This is a genomic window from Aliihoeflea sp. 40Bstr573 (assembly GCF_024105655.1).
Classification (GTDB): domain Bacteria; phylum Pseudomonadota; class Alphaproteobacteria; order Rhizobiales; family Rhizobiaceae; genus Aliihoeflea.
This window is the reverse complement of sequence record NZ_JAAAMH010000021.1, coordinates 1-16,421: the sequence shown is the minus strand read 5'-3', so window position 1 is coordinate 16,421 and position 16,421 is coordinate 1. Positions and strand designations below refer to the sequence as shown.

The 16,421-nt window shown below is 63.2% G+C and carries 12 protein-coding genes; 6 read left to right on the top strand and 6 right to left on the bottom strand.

Annotated features, from left to right (window positions below; all coding sequences use genetic code 11):
• Positions 1-43 precede the first annotated feature (43 nt).
• Entirely contained in the window at positions 44-1,015 is a 972-nt protein-coding gene (locus tag GTK01_RS17850) for an adenosine deaminase (protein ID WP_252928603.1), read from the top strand.
• Here the strand turns inward: GTK01_RS17850 and GTK01_RS17845 are convergent.
• On the bottom strand, positions 1,012-2,592 hold the full coding sequence (locus GTK01_RS17845; RefSeq protein WP_252928601.1) for a cryptochrome/photolyase family protein: 1,581 nt from the start codon (positions 2,590-2,592) through the stop codon (positions 1,012-1,014). The two genes, GTK01_RS17850 and GTK01_RS17845, sit on opposite strands and share 4 nt — an antisense overlap.
• A 166-nt stretch (positions 2,593-2,758) precedes the next feature.
• Here GTK01_RS17845 and GTK01_RS17840 point away from each other — a divergent pair, with 166 nt between their 5' ends.
• The 4 genes from GTK01_RS17840 (at position 2,759) to GTK01_RS17825 (ending at position 7,659) form a co-directional block, all read left to right on the top strand.
• Positions 2,759-4,120 carry a cytochrome ubiquinol oxidase subunit I gene (locus GTK01_RS17840; RefSeq protein WP_252928599.1) on the top strand — a complete coding sequence of 454 codons (1,362 nt, stop codon included), beginning with the start codon at positions 2,759-2,761 and terminating at the stop codon, positions 4,118-4,120.
• Positions 4,121-4,124: 4 nt separating this feature from the next.
• Positions 4,125-5,129: a cytochrome d ubiquinol oxidase subunit II gene (locus tag GTK01_RS17835; RefSeq protein WP_252928597.1), complete on the top strand. Its 1,005-nt coding sequence runs from the start codon at positions 4,125-4,127 to the stop codon at positions 5,127-5,129.
• 16 nt (positions 5,130-5,145) lie between these two features.
• Positions 5,146-5,910 (top strand): type II CAAX prenyl endopeptidase Rce1 family protein, encoded by a 765-nt coding sequence (locus GTK01_RS17830; protein ID WP_252928595.1) that lies wholly within the window; start codon positions 5,146-5,148, stop codon positions 5,908-5,910.
• A 117-nt stretch (positions 5,911-6,027) separates the two neighbouring features.
• Positions 6,028-7,659 (top strand): BCCT family transporter, encoded by a 1,632-nt coding sequence (locus GTK01_RS17825; RefSeq protein ID WP_252928583.1) that lies wholly within the window; start codon positions 6,028-6,030, stop codon positions 7,657-7,659.
• Between the two features lie 58 nt (positions 7,660-7,717).
• Here the strand turns inward: GTK01_RS17825 and proX are convergent, their stop codons facing one another.
• The 5 genes from proX to GTK01_RS17800 all read right to left on the bottom strand — a co-directional run bounded on the left by proX (position 7,718) and on the right by GTK01_RS17800 (position 14,262).
• On the bottom strand, positions 7,718-8,746 hold the full coding sequence (proX, locus tag GTK01_RS17820) for a glycine betaine/L-proline ABC transporter substrate-binding protein ProX (protein ID WP_252928581.1): 1,029 nt from the start codon (positions 8,744-8,746) through the stop codon (positions 7,718-7,720).
• Between the two features lie 78 nt (positions 8,747-8,824).
• Positions 8,825-9,745 (bottom strand): ABC transporter permease subunit, encoded by a 921-nt coding sequence (locus GTK01_RS17815; protein WP_252928579.1) that lies wholly within the window; start codon positions 9,743-9,745, stop codon positions 8,825-8,827.
• A gap of 35 nt (positions 9,746-9,780) precedes the next feature.
• Positions 9,781-10,983, bottom strand: a complete 1,203-nt coding sequence (locus GTK01_RS17810) for a glycine betaine/L-proline ABC transporter ATP-binding protein (protein ID WP_252928567.1) — start codon at positions 10,981-10,983, stop codon at positions 9,781-9,783.
• A 241-nt stretch (positions 10,984-11,224) separates the two neighbouring features.
• A complete protein-coding gene (locus GTK01_RS17805) occupies positions 11,225-11,641 on the bottom strand; it encodes a hypothetical protein (protein ID WP_252928565.1) in 417 nt (138 codons plus the stop codon).
• Entirely contained in the window at positions 11,638-14,262 is a 2,625-nt protein-coding gene (locus tag GTK01_RS17800) for a DNA methyltransferase (RefSeq protein ID WP_252928563.1), read from the bottom strand. The genes GTK01_RS17805 and GTK01_RS17800 overlap by 4 nt, the downstream gene beginning before the upstream one ends.
• An 85-nt stretch (positions 14,263-14,347) precedes the next feature.
• Here GTK01_RS17800 and lepA point away from each other — a divergent pair, with 85 nt between their 5' ends.
• Positions 14,348-16,156, top strand: a complete 1,809-nt coding sequence (gene lepA / locus GTK01_RS17795; protein ID WP_252928559.1) for a translation elongation factor 4 — start codon at positions 14,348-14,350, stop codon at positions 16,154-16,156.
• Positions 16,157-16,421 lie beyond the last annotated feature (265 nt).

Here is a 16,421-nt window from a genome sequence, read left to right as displayed (position 1 = left end):
GCGATGAAGAGCCGCGCCGAACAACGAAGTTAGAAAGTCCGTAATGGTTCTCAAGGCAGAATTGCATTGTCATATCGAGGGTGCCGCCGCGCCCGAGCTTGTCGAAGCGCAAGCCCGCAAATACGGCAAGGACGTTTCCCATTTCATCAAGGACGGCTCGTTCGTCTGGCACGATTTCACCAGTTTTCTGAAGGCCTATGACGAGGCCGCCGATCTCTTCCGCACCGAAGAGGACTATGCCCGCCTTGCCGAGCATTACCTGACCTCGATCGCACGCGACGGCGCGATCTATTCGGAGGTCTTCACATCGCCCGACCATGCCGAGGCGGCTGGCCTGTCGCCGCAAGCCTATACCGACGCGCTCGGCGAAGGCATGGCGCGCGCGAAGGCGAAGACCGGTATCGAGTGCCGGATGATCGTCACCGGCGTTCGCCATGTCGGCGTGGAATCGATCGAAAAGGCCGCGCGCTTTGCGGCCCGGAGCGGCCATCCGCTGGTCACCGGCTTCGGCGTGGCCGGCGACGAGCGCATGGGCACGATGGACGATTACGTGCGCGCATTCGAAATCGCGCGCGAGGCCGGTCTCGGCATCACCGTTCATGCCGGCGAGTTCGGCGGGCCGCAAAGTATCCGCGACGCGCTCGACCACATCCGCCCCGCTCGCATCGGCCACGGCGTTCGCGCCATCGAGGATGCCGAGTTGGTGAAGCGCATCGCGGATACAGGCATCGTGTTGGAGGTGTGCCCGGCCTCGAACATCGAGCTCAAGGTCTATCCGTCTTTTGCCGAGCATCCCTTCGTCAAACTGCGCGCCGCAGGCTGCAAGGTCACGCTCAATTCCGACGACCCGCCATACTTCTGGACGTCATTGAAGCGCGAATACGAGATCGGCCGCGACGAGTTTGGCTTGTCCGACAAGGACCTGACGGCGCTGACCCGCACCGCGATCGAAGCCGCCTTCTGCGACCGCAGGACGAAGCAGGCGCTTCTGGCGAAGGTGGACGCCAAGCGCTAGCCGCCCTTGGTCCGTCCGTAGGTCTTCGGCGCGTCGTCGAGCCCCTTCAGCACCGCTCTCGCGCTGTCCAGATAGGCCTTGCGCTTCTCGCGATCCATCCGCGCCCAGTTGCGGTAGGTCTGCGTCAGCCGCTGGTTTCTCGACAGCTTCTTCGCGTTCCTGTCCAGAAAATCCCAGTAGAGCGGGTTGAACGGGCAGGCATCCGGCCCGGTCTTCTGGCGAACGTCGTAGCGGCATGACCCGCAGTAATCCGACATCCGGTCGATATAGGCGCCGCTCGCGGCATAAGGCTTGGTGCCCAGAATGCCGCCATCGGCGAACTGGCTCATGCCGATGACGTTCGGCAGTTCGACCCATTCATAGGCGTCGGCATAGACCTCCAGATACCATTCATGCACCTGCCGCGGGTCGATGCCGGCGAGAAGCGCGAAGGTGCCGGTCACCATCAGCCGCTGGATGTGATGCGCATAGGCATGATCGCGCGTCTCCTCGACCACGTGCCGCACGCAGTTCATCTCGGTTTCGGCGGTCCAGTAGAAATCCGGCAGGTCGCGCGTCGCGCCGAGAAAGTTCATGTCGCCGTAGCCGGGCATCTTCAACCAGTAGACGCCGCGCACATATTCCCGCCAGCCGATGATCTGCCGGATGAAGCCCTCGGCCGCGTTGAGCGGAACGTCCCCCGCCCGCCATGCCGCATCGACGCGTCGGCAAAGATCGAGCGGATCGAGAAGGCCGATATTGATGTAGGGCGAGAGCAGCGAGTGATAGAGGAACGGCTGCCGCGACAGCATCGCGTCCTGATAGTCGCCGAACGCCGCCAGCGCGTCTTTCAAGAACGCATCGCGCGCCCTCTCGGCCTGTTCGCGCGTCACCGCCCAGCCGAATTTCTCCTGCGAGCCGAAATGATCCGCGAACCGGTCCTCTACCAGCGCGATGACGTCTGTCGTGATTGCATCGGGCTGGAAGCGCTTGGGCCGCGGCATGAAAAGGTCGTCGGCGGCAGGCTTGCGGTTTTGCGCATCGTAGTTCCACTTGCCGCCCGCTGGTTCGTCGCCCTCCATCAAGAGGCCGGTCTTGCGCCGCATCTCGCGATAGAAAAACTCCATGGTGAGTTGCTTGCGGCCCTCGGCCCATGCTGCGAAATCGGCATGGCTCGCCAGAAAGCGGATGTCCGGACGAATTTCGACCGGGCAGGCGACTGCCTCTTCCCAGCCTCGCATCATCTCCATCACACGCCATTCGCCCGGCTCCGTGACGATCACGCGTTCCGGCCGGTGCCGCGCGACGGCGCGTTCGAGTTCGCCGGTAAAGCTACCCGTGTTCCCCCGGTCGTTCAGCTTCACATAATCGACGACGAATCCCTCCCGCCGCATCTCGTCGGCGAAATGACGCATGGCGGAGAAGATGAAGGCGATCTTCTGCTTGTGATGGCGCGCATATGTCGTCTCGTCGGCGACCTCGCACATGAGCAGAACGTCCTGCGCGGGATCGGCGCCGTTGAGGCTGGACATCGCCGGCGAGAGCTGGTCGCCGAGAATGAAGATCAGGTGTCGCGCCTTGCGGCGGTCGAGCGTCATGCGTGTCTCCGGTCCGGTTTCGAAACGCATACGAACGCGCACGCCCAGCGGTTGCCCGCCGCCAAAATGCCGCAGCGCGACAAGGTGCCCCTGCGACAGGCCGCGCCTTTGACGCCCCCGCCGCTTGGACTATGTTCCCTTACAGGCAACCGACAAGGATCACGTCATGGACCCGCTCATCCTTTCCAGGATTCAGTTCGCGGCGAACATTTCGTTCCACATCCTGTTTCCGACGATCACGATTGCGCTGGGCTGGGTGCTGCTCTTCTTCAAGCTGCGCTTTGATCGTACTGGCGACCATGCGTGGATGAAGGCCTATTTCTTCTGGGTGAAGGTCTTCGCACTGTCCTTCGCCCTCGGTGTCGTCTCCGGCGTCACGATGAGCTTCCAGTTCGGCACCAATTGGCCAGGTTACATGGAGACGGTCGGCAACATCGCGGGCCCGCTCCTCGCCTATGAGGTGCTGACCGCCTTCTTCCTCGAGGCCGTGTTCCTCGGCATCATGCTGTTCGGCTTCCGCCGTGTGTCGAACCGCGTCCATACGCTGGCGACCTTCCTCGTAGCCTTCGGCACCACCATGTCGGCCTTCTGGATCCTGGCCCTGAATTCATGGATGCAGACGCCCGCGGGCTTCGAGATGCGCGACGGTGTCGCGCATGCGACGGACTGGTTCGCCATCGTCTTCAACCCGTCCTTCCCCTACCGTCTGATCCACATGCTGATCGCGTCGGGCCTGACGGTTGCCTTCCTCATCGCCGGCCTCTCGGCCTTGCGCTATCTACGTGGCGACCGCTCGGCCTCGATGCACAAGGCGCTGAAGACGGGCGTCTACATGGGCGCGATCCTGATCCCTGTGCAGATCTTCGTCGGCGACATGCACGGCCTCAACACGCTCGAGCACCAGCCGCAGAAGGTCGCGGCAATGGAGGCGAACTGGGAGACGCGCCCCAACGTGCCGCTCGTCCTCTTCGCCTTGCCAGACGAGGAGGCACGCGAGAACCGCTTCGAGATCGCCATTCCCAACATGGCAAGCGTCATCTTGAAGCATTCGCCCGATGGCGTCGTGCCCGGTCTCAACGACTATGAGGGCGAGCATCCGCCCGTCGCCCCGGTTTTCTGGGGCTTCCGCATCATGGTCGGGACAGGCATGGCAATGCTGGCGCTTTCCTGGGCGGGCGCGTTCTATCTTTATCGCCGGGACGCTCTCCCCATCCCGCTTGCCTATGGCTTCGCCGGCATGGCCTTTTCCGGCTGGCTCGCGACGCTCGCTGGCTGGTACACCACCGAGATCGGTCGCCAGCCCTGGCTGGTGACGGGCGTCCTCAGCACCGCCGACGCCGTGGCCCCTGTCCCCGGTGCCCATGTCGCGCTGACGCTGGCGATCTACGTGGTCCTCTATCTGGTGCTGATGGTGGTCTATCTCGGCGTCCTCACCCATCTGGCGCTGAAAGCGGGCAAGGAAGGCGACGACGAGCCCGATCCCGCCGTCGAAGAAGCGCCGCTGTCGCAGCCGGTGGCGGGGGAGTAGACCGATGAACATCGACTGGCACGTTGCAATGCCCCTGATCTTCGCCGGCCTGATGGGCCTGTCGATCCTGATCTACGTCGTCCTCGACGGGTTCGACCTTGGCATCGGCATCCTGTTTTCCGTCGCGACCAACGAGGAACGCGACACGATGATCAACTCCATCGGCCCGTTCTGGGATGCCAACGAGACCTGGCTCGTCCTCTCCGTCGGCCTCCTGCTCGTCGCATTCCCGGTCGCGCACGGCATCATCCTGACCTCGCTCTACCTGCCGGTCTTCGTGCTGCTTCTCGGCCTCATCATCCGCGGCGTCGCGTTCGATTTCCGCGCCAAGGTGCCGGTGCACCGCAAGGGGCGCTGGAACTTCCTGTTCTTTGCCGGCTCGCTGACCGCCTCGCTTGCGCAGGGCTATATGCTTGGCGTCTACGTGATGGGCCTCGATCGCGGGCCGGCGACGTTCGGCTTCGGAATACTGGTCGCGCTTTGCCTTGCCGCCTCCTACGCGGCGATGGGCGCGGCATGGCTGATCTACAAGACCGAGGGCGAATTGCAGCGAAAGGCCGTGCGCTTCCTTCGCTCCGCGCTCGTGTTCACCGCCGTCGGCATGGTTGTGGTCTCGCTGGCGACGCCCTTTGCCAGCCCCCGCATCTTCGAGAAGTGGTTCACCTGGCCCGAGATCGCCTACCTCGCGCCGCTGCCGATCGTCACCGGCGCGATGTTCCTGTGGCTGTGGTTCCTGAGCTTCAAGCTTCCGCACAAGGACGACCGCCATTCGATCACGCCGTTCCTCGTGCTCGCCGGCATCTTCGCGCTCGGCTTTGCCGGCCTCGCCTATTCCTTCTACCCTTATGTCGTGCCCGACCGGATAACGATCTGGGAGGCGGCATCGGCGCCCGAGAGCCTGGCGATCATTCTGATCGGCACCTGTTTCGTGCTGCCCGTCATCATCGGCTATTCGTTCTATGCCTACCGGATCTTCGGTGGTAAGGCGACGGACCTGACCTACGACTGACAGGCTGCATCGACCCATGAACGCGCAGGCTCCGGCCCCGAAGATCCGCCGCCTGCGCACCGCGATCGCGTTGTTCGCATTCGGCCTCACGGGCATCGCCGCGCTCTATTTGGCGCTGCCCCCGGTCACCGAGTTTCCCCGCTGGGCCTATGTCGTCAATCCGACGATCATGCTCGCCGTGTTCGTCGTCGCGGGCACGTTCATCGCACCGGTCTGCGGGTTTCGATCGCGAATCGCCGAACGCGTTTCTGGCCATGCCGTGTCGCTATTGCCGCCGGGCGCGGCTCTCTTCGTTCTCGCCGGCATTGCGGCCGGCATCGTCGTCGGTCTCGCTGATCACGGGACCCGGCCGCTCTGGCAGGACCCGCATGGCCTGACCCCGGCGCTCACAGACAATTGGCGCCTCACCAGTCTCAGGGTCGGCATCTTCTATGGCGGCGTGGTCGAAGAACTCACGCTTCGCTGGGGCGTCATGAGCCTCGCCGTCCTCGTCGTCTGGAAGGCGTTTGGCCGCAATGCCCCGCGCCCCTCGGTGAACCAGGTCTGGATCGGCATTGCCATCGCCGCCATCCTCTTCGCGCTCGGCCATCTGCCCGCCTTGGCGTCCAGCGGCGCAGAGCTGACACAAGCGCTGGTCTTTCGAACCCTCTTCTGGAATGCGACGCTCGGCATCCTCTTCGGCACGCTTTTCGCCCGCCACGACCTCGAAGCGGCAATGCTGGCCCATGCCGGCTTCCATGTCGGGCTGCTGCCGGCCTCTCTTTTGGCGGTCCTTGTTTAGCGAACCCGGAACTAACGCGCTTTTGCCACATTCTGCTGTGGAGCGGCGCGCGGGCGGGGATTCCGCGCGCCATGGTATCAAGCAAGAGGGGGCCGCGGGGCTCGGGGGACAAGCAGAATGGCAGAAAAAGTCGCAACCGGGAGGCTGGGGCCGTTTCCCCACGTGTCGATACCGGTCTTTTCGATATCGGCGCTCTTGATCGTCGGTTTCATCCTTTTCGGAGCATTGCTTCCGGAGACCGCTAGCACCATTTTTCTCGGCGCGCAGAACAGCATCGCGGACTATTTCGGCTGGTTTCTGATACTCGTCACCAATATCGCCGTCGCGCTCAGCCTCTACCTGGCGCTCGGGCCGTACGGTTCGATCCGCCTCGGCGCGCAGACGGAAAAGGCGCAGTACGGCCTGTTCTCCTGGATCGCGATGATGTTCTCGGCCGGCATCGGCATCGGGCTCATCTATTGGGGCGTCGCCGAACCGCTCACCCATTTCTACGCCCCGCCGCTCCAGGACCCGGAAAGCGTCGCCGCCGCCGAACAGGCCATGGTGCTGACCTTCCTGCATTGGGGCTTTCATGGCTGGGCGATCTACTGCGTCGTCGGCTGTGCGCTGGCCTATTTCCACTACCGCAAGGGCCTGCCGCTTTCGATCCGTTCGGCGCTCTATCCGATCATCGGCGAGCGCATCTACGGCCCGTGGGGCCATGCGGTCGACATCCTGGCCGTCTTCGGCACCATGTTCGGCGTCGTCACCTCGCTCGGGCTCGGCGTCATGCAGATCAATTCGGGACTGGGCATGTTGTTCGGCGTCGCCGACAGCGTCTTCATCCAGATCGGCCTGATCGCCTTCATCACCCTGCTCGCCACGATCTCTGTGCTGCTGGGCCTCGACGGCGGCATCAAGCGGCTGTCGAACCTCAACATCCAGCTTTCCTTCGTGCTCCTGGCCTTCATGGTCATTGCCGGTCCGACGCTCTACATCTTCGATTCCTTCGTCGAGAACATGGGCAACTACATCAACGAGTTCGTCTATTTCTCCTTCTGGTCGGAGGCCTATTCGGGCACCAACTGGCAGGTCGGCTGGACGATCTTCTACTGGGCCTGGTGGATTTCCTGGTCGCCCTTCGTCGGCATCTTCATCGCCCGCATCTCGCGCGGCCGAACGGTGCGCGAATTCATTCTCGGCGTGCTGTTCGTCCCGGCCACGATCATGTTCTTCTGGTTCACGGCGTTCGGCGGTGTCGCGATCCAGATGGAACTCGCGGGCGATCCGGGGCTGATCGCGGTGACGCAGGAGGCCTATGGCAACGCCATCTTCCGCCTGATGGACTTCTACCCCCTGACCGATCTCGTCACCGGTCTTCTCGTCGTCATGATCGTGATGTGGTTCGTCACGTCGTCGGACAGCGCCAGCTTCGTCATCGACATGCTGACGGCCGGAGGCGAGGCCGATCCGCCGAAGATCCAGCGCCTGTTCTGGGCGATCAGCGAGGGCGCGATCGCGGCCGTGCTGCTGCTCGCGGGCGGCTTGTCGGCGTTGCAGGCGGCGGCGGTCGTGGCCGGTTTCCCCTTCGCCTTCGTCATCATGGTGATGATGTACGGCCTCTTGCGCGGCCTGTCGCGCGACCACCTCGTGCTTTACCGCTACGAGCAGTGGTACACGACCGAGAAGGAGGCGGAGGCCAATCTGCCCAAGGCCTATGTCGACGAGGACGCGCTGCGCGGCCCGCCAAGGCTCGCACAGGGCGGCTGACAGCAAAAAAGGCGGGCCTTGCGGCCCGCCTTCTTCATTTTGGTCGTAACGTCGATCGTTACGATGCGTTGCGTGCCGTCTCGAGCCAGGCGTCGACCGTCTCGCGGTTCTCTTCGATCCACGCCGCGGCCTGCGCCTCGACATCGTCGTCGCCGTCGTTCATCGCCGCGTTCTGCTCGAAGATGGCCTCGAGCGGAATGCTTGCCTCGTCGAGCAGGGCGCGCACGGCCGGGTTCTCGTCGAGGAACGCCGTATTGGCGACCGGCACGATGTCGTTGGCCGGGAAGCCGAGCGTGCACGGATCGGCGACGCAGCCCGTCACGCCTTCGCGCGTCGCGGCATCGGCGAGGTCTGCCATGTCCTCGGGCAGGTTCACCTCCGGCACCTCGACCCACACGACGTCCTCGCCCGGGACGAGCTCGTTGACCGTCCAGTTCGGGGTCCAGGTGTAGAACAGGATCGGCTCGTCCTGCCCATGCGCGGCGATCGCGTCGGCCATCGAGGCGGCATAGCCGGCCTTGATCGGGTTGACGTGGTCGCCCAGCTCATAGGCCTCCAGGTGATGCTCGATCATGATCTCGCAGCCCCAGCCGGGCGGGCAGGCGACGAGGTCGGCCTTGCCGTCGCCGTCGCGGTCGAACGCTTCCTTAACTTCGTCGCGCTTGAAGTCGTCGAGCGTGGTGATGTCGAATTCCTCGGCTGCCGCCTTCGAGACCAGATAGCCCTCGAGCGCGCCGCCCTCGGCCACCGCACCGGTGATTTCGGCCGAGCCTTCGAAGGTCGGCCGGTAGGTGTTGTGCAGCGGGAACCAGCCATTGACCCAAAGGTCGACGTCGCCCTGCGCGACCGCCTGGTAGAAGGGCGGGTTGTCGAGCGTGGTCGGGCCTTCGACCGTGTAGCCCAGCTCCTCGATGAGCTGCTTGTAAATCGCCGCATGGAACCAGCCGGTGTCCCAGGTCGCCTGCGCCATGCGCACGGTCGTGCCTTCGCCGGGCATGTCCTGCGCGGAAGCGGCGAGCGGGCTGGCGAAGATCGCGGCGGCCGAAACGGTGCCGATGAGCATTGTCTTCAAGGTGGATGTCTTCATGGGTGAAGTCTCCTTTTGCATTTCAGGTATGCCTGCGTAGGCAGGACTTTGCGAACCGGCCCTGGATCGGGCCGGCCGTCAGGCTTCCGTCGGCCGCGTCGCGCGGCCGCCGGAAAAGAGGTTGGCGAAGGTCGCCCGCAGCGACGTCTTCTTCATGCGCTGCGGCTCGCCGAGCGACTGCGTGATGCGGTCGAGAATGATCGCCAGGAGAACGATGCCGATCCCGCCGGCCGTCGCGCCGCCGACATCGAGCCTGCCGAGGCCGGTAAAGACGGTGAGGCCAAGGCCCCCCGCGCCGATCAGCGCGGTGATGACCACCATGGAGAGCGCCAGCATCAGCGTCTGGTTGAGCCCCGCCATGATCGTGCGCAGCGCGAGCGGAAACTGAACGTCCCGCAGCATCTGCCAGCGCGTCGAGCCGAATGATTGCGCCGCTTCCACCAGGTCCTCGCGCACGTTGCGAATGCCAAGATTGGTCAGCCGTACGATCGGCGGCAGCGCGAAGATGATGGTGGCGATGATGCCCGGCACCATGCCGACGCCGAACAGCATGACGATCGGCACCAGATAGACGAATGACGGGATCGTCTGCATGATGTCGAGCACGGGTCGCAGCACGGCCTGGAATCGGTCGCTTCCCGCGGCGAGGATGCCGATCGGCACGCCGATCACGGTGCAGAACAGCACCGCGGTCACCACCATGGAAAGCGTCGTCATCGTCTCGGGCCAAAGCCCGATCATGTCGATGAAGGCGAGCGCGATGACCGTGAAGATCGCGACGCCCCGACCGGCCGTACGCCACGCGACGAACGCCAGAACCGCTGTGAACAGCAGCATCGGCACGGCATTCAGGAAGCCGTCGAGCGCGTTCAGAACCTGCGTGATCGGCCATTGAAGCGAGCGGAAGAATGGCCGGAAATTGGGAACGAGCCAGTCGCGAACGAGGGTGTTGACCCAGTCGGCCAGCGGAATGGTGAGTATGTCCGAAGGACTGAACACAGCGCCTCCTTTCGATTAAGCGAACGGGGAAGGGCTCAGGCCGCGACTGGCGTGGCGAGCTTGGCAAAGACGTCCTGCGGAGCGACGACACCCATCAGCTTGCCCTTGCGGTCGGTGACGGCGATCGGCAGGCCGCTTTCGGCGAGCGCGTAGAGCTCGAAGAGCTGCGTCGTGCGGCCGACCTTTGGAAAGTCGGTGACCATGGAATCCTTCAGCACAGCGTCATCGGCGCCCTCGCGCAGCGATGCGGAGAGGTCGCGATAGGCGACGACCCCGAGGATCGCATCGCCTTCGGTGACGTGCAGCGCGTCGCGGCCCAGCGCTTCCATCCTCGCGATGGCCGTTTCGGCCGTGTCGGTGCGGATGTCGAGCGCTTCGGCAGGCACCGCCACGCTGCCGGCGGTGAAGACGCGGGAGCGGTCGATGTCGGCGGTGAAGGCGGCGACGTAATCGTCTGCCGGCTGATCGACGATTTCTTCCGCCGTGCCGACCTGGACGAAGCGGCCATCCTTCATGATGGCGATCCGGTCGCCGAGGATGAGCGCCTCGTTGAGGTCGTGCGTGATGAAGATGATGGTCTTCTTGAGCGAGCGCTGGAGCTCCAGCAACTCTTCCTGCATGTCGCGGCGGATCAGCGGGTCGAGCGCGGAAAACGGCTCGTCCATGAGCAGGATTTCCGCATCCGATGCGAGGCCGCGAGCAAGGCCAACGCGCTGCTGCATGCCGCCGGACAATTCGTCCGGGTAGCTGTCGGCATAGGCGGCGAGGCTGACCTGGCCCAGCGCCTCTTCGGCCTTCTTGCGCCGTTCAGCGGCGCCCAGCCCCTTGATCTTGAGCCCGTAGGCGACGTTGTCGGCAACCGTCATGTGCGGAAACAGTGCGAAATGCTGGAACACCATCGCGATCTTGGACCGGCGCACGTCGCGCAGCACCTTGTCCGAGCAATTGGCGACGTCCGTGCCGTCGATCAGCATCTGCCCGGATGTCGGCGCGATCAGCCCGTTGATCATCCGCACCAGCGTCGACTTGCCGGAGCCCGACAGGCCCATAACGACAAAGATCTGACCTTCGCCGACATCGAAGGATGCGTCCTGCACCCCGATCGTGTTGCCCGTCGTTTCGAAAATCTCTTCCTTCGTCTGCCCGTCGCGCAAAAGGCGCAATGCTGCGTCGGGCGTGTCGCCAAATACCTTGAAGATGGATTTGGCCGCTACCTTGATTGTCTTCCGATCTTGCAAAACATCACTTTCTGCCGGGATCGCCGGCGTCGGTCCAGGACCAGACAAAACGGCCACAGTCCGCGATCTGGGCAAGATCACGGCGAAACGAGTTCGTTCCTGCGGCTTGGTTGATCGAAACCTAACGCACCATATGCCTCAGGGCAACCCCAAAAGGCACGAAATATATCGGATCGTTACTTTCGAAATACTCAGCGGCTTGTTTCAGAAATGGGCTTTCGGGCGCCCGGCGCGCCTCGAATCAAGCCGCAATCCGCTCTCGCTCGCGCGCCTGGAAGGAACCGCCGGAAACCTCAACAATATGGCCGAAGCGGGCGAGGGCGCTGAGAAGTTGCTCGATCCTCGGTTGGAGGCGCTTGCCCCCGCGCTTGAAGGCGCGGGCAATCTCTGCTGCCTGCATCGGCACGCTACTCGACGCCAGAAGGTCGGCGACGGCGAGAATCTGTTCTTCGCGACGGGTTGGAAAGGCAGGCATCGCCCTGTCGATCGATACGACGCTGGCTGGAAGCGGGAGTTCTTCGGTGCGTTCGATCTTCGTGCCGCCAAGTCGCGACTCCTGATATGCCGGTCGCAGCCAACGCACGCGGCCACGAGCTTCCTCCCGTGCCCGCTCCGTGTTCAAGTCGACTAGCCGTGCAAGAATTTCGCCATCCGTCATCGCTCTCGGCCAGCCAACGCTTCCGCCGTCAGCCGGTCGATCGCTTCGTGGATTTCCTCGAGTATGAGCACCAGACCCCGTGTCTTGACGTCATCATCCTTCTGGGAAAGGGCTGTCCCGGCTCTCAGCTTTTCGAGGATGTTGTAGAGACCGGTCATGGTCAGGTCGACATGCTCCTCGAGCACGCGTCTGCGGGTTGCGTCGAGTTCATCGCCTGCATCGCGCAACGCTCGTTGAACTTCAAGTGAGGGGTCTGGAAAGGGGAACGGATCGAAGCAGCGGGATTTCGAATATCGCGGATCGTTGCCAATTCCGAGCCATCCGCCAGCCGCAAGAGCCCACGTCCTGTGAACGCGACTGGACAGGACGGCCAGATGCGCAGCATCGTTCGACGCAATCGCGATGATCATGTGGTCGGGAACGACGCTTTCGTCCAGAAACTGGAAGATGCGGTGCTTCGCCGTTTCCGTCGTTCCGATATAGCGGCCGAGGCCGCGTAGAGCAGGACGAAAGGTTTTACGCGGCTCGCCGAAAATCCACCATCGCTCGCGGAATGCTTTTCGCCTGTTCTGTGATCGTCCAGGTTTTACGGTGGCGAGAAGATGTTGATATATCGCTGGATGCCGTTGCCGCAATTCGGCATCGGCAAACCCAAACGCGTCGATAACGAAATTTCGTTTCGGATGACCGACCAACTCGCCTCCGTTTTGGTAAGGTTTGATCAGCTGGTCTTGCGGTGGTTGGGAGCCACACAGGTAGGATGCTTCCTTGGGAGTCAGAACGAATCCACGGCCCGCAAGCATCATTCCGTTACATGCAATTCCCGAATTGGCGGTCAGGCTGGAGGCAGTGCTGATGGCCGGGCCTGTCGTTAAATCGGCGTGGATCATTCCCATTCGGCGCACGAAACCCAAATGCGGCTCGTCAGTTTGCAAATCAGCCTCGTCGCTGATTTCAAGCAGTGTCCCCATTTGTTTTCCCGCCTCGCAGACGGTCATCGCGATCCGCACGGCGGCACTGTCCTTGGTCGCTTTTGTCCATGGATGGTCGGGAATGGCATAGATCAGGCTGACCGGCCTGTTGGCGGCGATGTGCCGTTCGATCGTCCTTCGATTGAAGACCTGGCTTATCGAATTGGTTGTCACAAGCCCGAACCGCCGCAGGACCGTGCCCTTTCGCGTCAGGAGTTCGGCGGCGCGGTCCCACCAATACATCACGAAATCGGCGCTCTCGTTCATGTGCCGATGCGCGGCCCACAAAGCATCGACATAATCGCCTCCAAGTGCGCTGCGCATGGCGGCACCCTTGCCGATGAACGGAGGGTTGCCGACGATGAACTCGGCTTCGGGCCAGTCCGGCCGGCTTGGGGCGTCGAAGATTCGCTCGCCCTGCGCATTCGCATCCCGCGCAAGCACTGCGTCATAGCCGTCCTTCATTCCGAAATTGATGTTCTGGAACGCGCGCAGGATCGGCTCGCCCGGATGACCGCTGTGGGTGCGGTAATGTTCCTGAAGGAAGCCGATCCAGATGACGAGTTCGGCGATCGCGGCGGCGCGGGGATTGAGTTCCAGACCGAGAAACTGCTGCGGGCCGACGGTCTCCGCATCGAGCCCGAGCAAGCCGGTTTCGCCATGGCCGACGAGCGCTTCCAGCACTTCGCCTTCCAGAGTCTTCATCAGTTGCAGGCATACGTAGAGGAAATTGCCGGTTCCGCAGGCCGGATCGAGCACCCGCGTTGTGCAGAGCCGGTGATGAAACGCGCGTAGGATTGCGGCCGCGCCGCGCTCGTTGCCGGCATCCCGTTCGCCGTCCGCTTGTTTCAAGGCCCGCCGCCAGTCGGCGCGCAGCGGCTCCATGACCGTCGCCTCGACCAGCCTGACGACGTAAGCACGCGGTGTGTAGTGAGCGCCGAGCTTGCGTCGTTCGGAAGGTTCCAGCGCCTGTTCCAGAAGCGTGCCGAAGATCGCCGGATCGACGTCGGTCCATTTGTGCTTCGCCGCAGCGACAAGCTCGCCGATCTCTTCCGCTTGAAGCGGGAATGCGCGCGCGTCGCGGTAGAGATTGCCGTTGAAGTAGCGGATGTCGGCATCGAAATACGGGAAGTAGCGTTCTGAGGAAGCGCGCGTATCCATTTTCGACCAGAGCTGCTCAACCAGAGGTACGAACGAGCGCGGTGCGGCAACGCACTCCTGCAGAAGTTGGGTGAATTTGCCTCGTGGCAACAGATCGACGTCTTCCGCGAACATGCAGAAGATCGCGCGCATCATGAACAGCGCCACCTCTTCGGGCTGGTAGTTGCTTTCCAGCGAGCGGCTGACCTTGGCGAGCCTGTCAGCGATCTGCCGCGTGACCCGCGCGCTTTCCCGCGCCGGGTTCAGGCTGTGGGGATCCGTCCAGATCGTCCTGAGCAGTTCGCGGCATTGCGGCCTGCGCAGGTCTTCGAGCGTGATCCTGAACCCTGTGCGCCCGCGAAACTGCGTATAGGCACGGCCGGTGCCCGAAAAATCCGAGTAGATCTCGATCACGCGGCCGACGTCGCAAACAAGCAGGAAGGGCGGAGCCGGATGACTGGCCTCGAGCAGGAATACGTAGTCTTCCGCCTGTCGCCGCGCGCGCGCCATAAGAGCGTTGAACGCGTCGCGCTGCGGCCTCCCGCGTCATCGCCCGCGCTTGTGAACCCCCCGCCGCCCTGCTAAAGCGCGGCTCATGAAGACGCCCCTTTCCAAGATCCGCAATTTCTCCATCGTCGCCCATATCGACCATGGCAAGTCGACGCTTGCCGACCGGCTGATCCAGATGACCGGTTCGCTCGAGGTTCGCGAGATGAAGGAGCAGGTGCTCGACGCGATGGACATCGAGCGCGAGCGCGGCATCACCATCAAGGCCAACACCGTCCGGCTCGAATACGACGCCAAGGACGGCGAGCACTATGTGCTGAACCTGATCGACACGCCCGGCCATGTCGACTTCGCCTATGAGGTCTCGCGCTCCCTGCGCGCCTGCGAGGGCTCGCTGCTCGTGGTCGACGCCTCACAGGGCGTTGAGGCGCAGACGCTGGCCAACGTCTATCAGGCCATCGACGCCGACCACGAAATCGTCGTGGTCCTCAACAAGATCGACCTGCCCGCCGCCGAGCCCGAGCGCATCAAGGAGCAGGTCGAGGAGGTGATCGGCCTCGACGCATCCGACGCGGTGATGATCTCGGCCAAGACCGGCATCGGCATCGAGGACGTGCTGGAAGCCATCGTCACGAAGCTCCCGCCGCCGAAGGAGGGCGACGAGACCGCGCCGCTGAAGGCGATGCTCGTCGATAGCTGGTACGACGCCTATCTCGGCGTCATCGTCCTGGTGCGCATCATCGACGGCCGGCTGAGGAAAGGCCAGCAGATCCGCATGATGGGCACCAACGCGCGCTACACGGTGGACCGCGTCGGCGTCATCACGCCCAAGATGGTGATGGTGGATGATCTTGGCCCCGGCGAGCTCGGCTTCATCACCGCCTCGATCAAGGAAGTGGCCGACACCCGCGTCGGCGACACCATCACCGACGACCGCAAGCCGACCGCCCACGCCCTGCCGGGCTTCAAGCCGGCGCAGCCGGTGGTCTTCTGCGGCCTCTTCCCCGTCGACGCGGCCGATTTCGAGGATCTGCGCGCCGCCATGGGCAAGCTGCGCCTCAACGACGCGTCGTTTTCCTTCGAAATGGAAACCAGCGCCGCGCTCGGCTTCGGCTTCCGCTGCGGCTTCCTCGGCCTTTTGCACCTGGAAATCATCCAGGAGCGGCTGGAGCGCGAGTTCGACCTCGACCTGATCGCGACCGCGCCGTCGGTCGTCTACAAGCTCGCCATGAATGACGGCTCGGAAATCGAGCTCCACAACCCGGCCGACATGCCGGACGTGATGAAGATCGACACGATCGAGGAGCCGTGGATCCGCGCCACGATCCTGACGCCGGACGACTATCTCGGCTCGATCCTGAAGCTGTGCCAGGAGCGGCGCGGCCTTCAGGTCGATCTGTCCTATGTCGGCAAGCGCGCCATGGTCACCTACGACCTGCCGCTGAACGAGGTCGTGTTCGACTTCTACGACCGCCTGAAGTCGATCTCCAAAGGCTACGCCTCGTTCGACTACCAGCTGACCGACTACCGCGAGGGCGATCTCGTCAAGATGTCGATCCTCGTCAACGACGAACCCGTCGACGCCCTCTCCATGCTCGTCCACCGCTCCGCCGCCGAAAAGCGCGGCCGCGCCATGTGCGAGAAGTTGAAGGATCTGATCCCCAAGCACATGTTCAAGATCCCGATCCAGGCGGCCATCGGCGGGAAAGTGATCGCCCGCGAGACGATCTCGGCGCTGCGCAAGGACGTGACGGCCAAGTGCTACGGCGGCGACGTGACCCGCAAGCGCAAGCTTCTGGAAAAGCAGAAGGAAGGCAAAAAGCGCATGCGCCAGTTCGGCAAGGTGGAGATTCCGCAGGCGGCGTTTATCGAGGCGCTGAAGATGTCAGACAACTGAGTTGTCGCTCAAATCCTGAAGATTCTGAGCCTCGATCCAAATCCCCCAATCGCGTAGCGAGACGCCGTAGCGGCGACACGACGCGGTTGACCAGTTAAGCTCTAGCAAATCCGACAGGTACGTTCCCACTTCGTCAGCTGGAGACCTCGAAGAACCTCCCCATCTCGCCCGTTTCATGATTCAATCTTCCGGTGATTTGCGGGAGGCTGCAGATGCGGGGACAGGTTGGGTTCTGGGATATTGACGAGCGTTATGTACGGCTGAG

Bases quoted from the DNA above. Each gene is read 5' to 3' on its own strand.
- GTK01_RS17805 (WP_252928565.1), bottom strand. From the start codon at position 11,641: ATGACGGATGGCGAAATTCTTGCACGGCTAGTCGACTTGAACACGGAG.
- GTK01_RS17850 (WP_252928603.1), top strand. From the start codon at position 44: ATGGTTCTCAAGGCAGAATTGCATTGTCATATCGAGGGTGCCGCCGCG.
- GTK01_RS17830 (WP_252928595.1), top strand. From the start codon at position 5,146: ATGAACGCGCAGGCTCCGGCCCCGAAGATCCGCCGCCTGCGCACCGCG.
- GTK01_RS17840 (WP_252928599.1), top strand. From the start codon at position 2,759: ATGGACCCGCTCATCCTTTCCAGGATTCAGTTCGCGGCGAACATTTCG.
- GTK01_RS17835 (WP_252928597.1), top strand. From the start codon at position 4,125: ATGAACATCGACTGGCACGTTGCAATGCCCCTGATCTTCGCCGGCCTG.
- GTK01_RS17800 (WP_252928563.1), bottom strand. From the start codon at position 14,262: ATGGCGCGCGCGCGGCGACAGGCGGAAGACTACGTATTCCTGCTCGAG.
- GTK01_RS17845 (WP_252928601.1), bottom strand. From the start codon at position 2,592: ATGACGCTCGACCGCCGCAAGGCGCGACACCTGATCTTCATTCTCGGC.
- proX (WP_252928581.1), bottom strand. From the start codon at position 8,746: ATGAAGACATCCACCTTGAAGACAATGCTCATCGGCACCGTTTCGGCC.
- lepA (WP_252928559.1), top strand. From the start codon at position 14,348: ATGAAGACGCCCCTTTCCAAGATCCGCAATTTCTCCATCGTCGCCCAT.
- GTK01_RS17825 (WP_252928583.1), top strand. From the start codon at position 6,028: ATGGCAGAAAAAGTCGCAACCGGGAGGCTGGGGCCGTTTCCCCACGTG.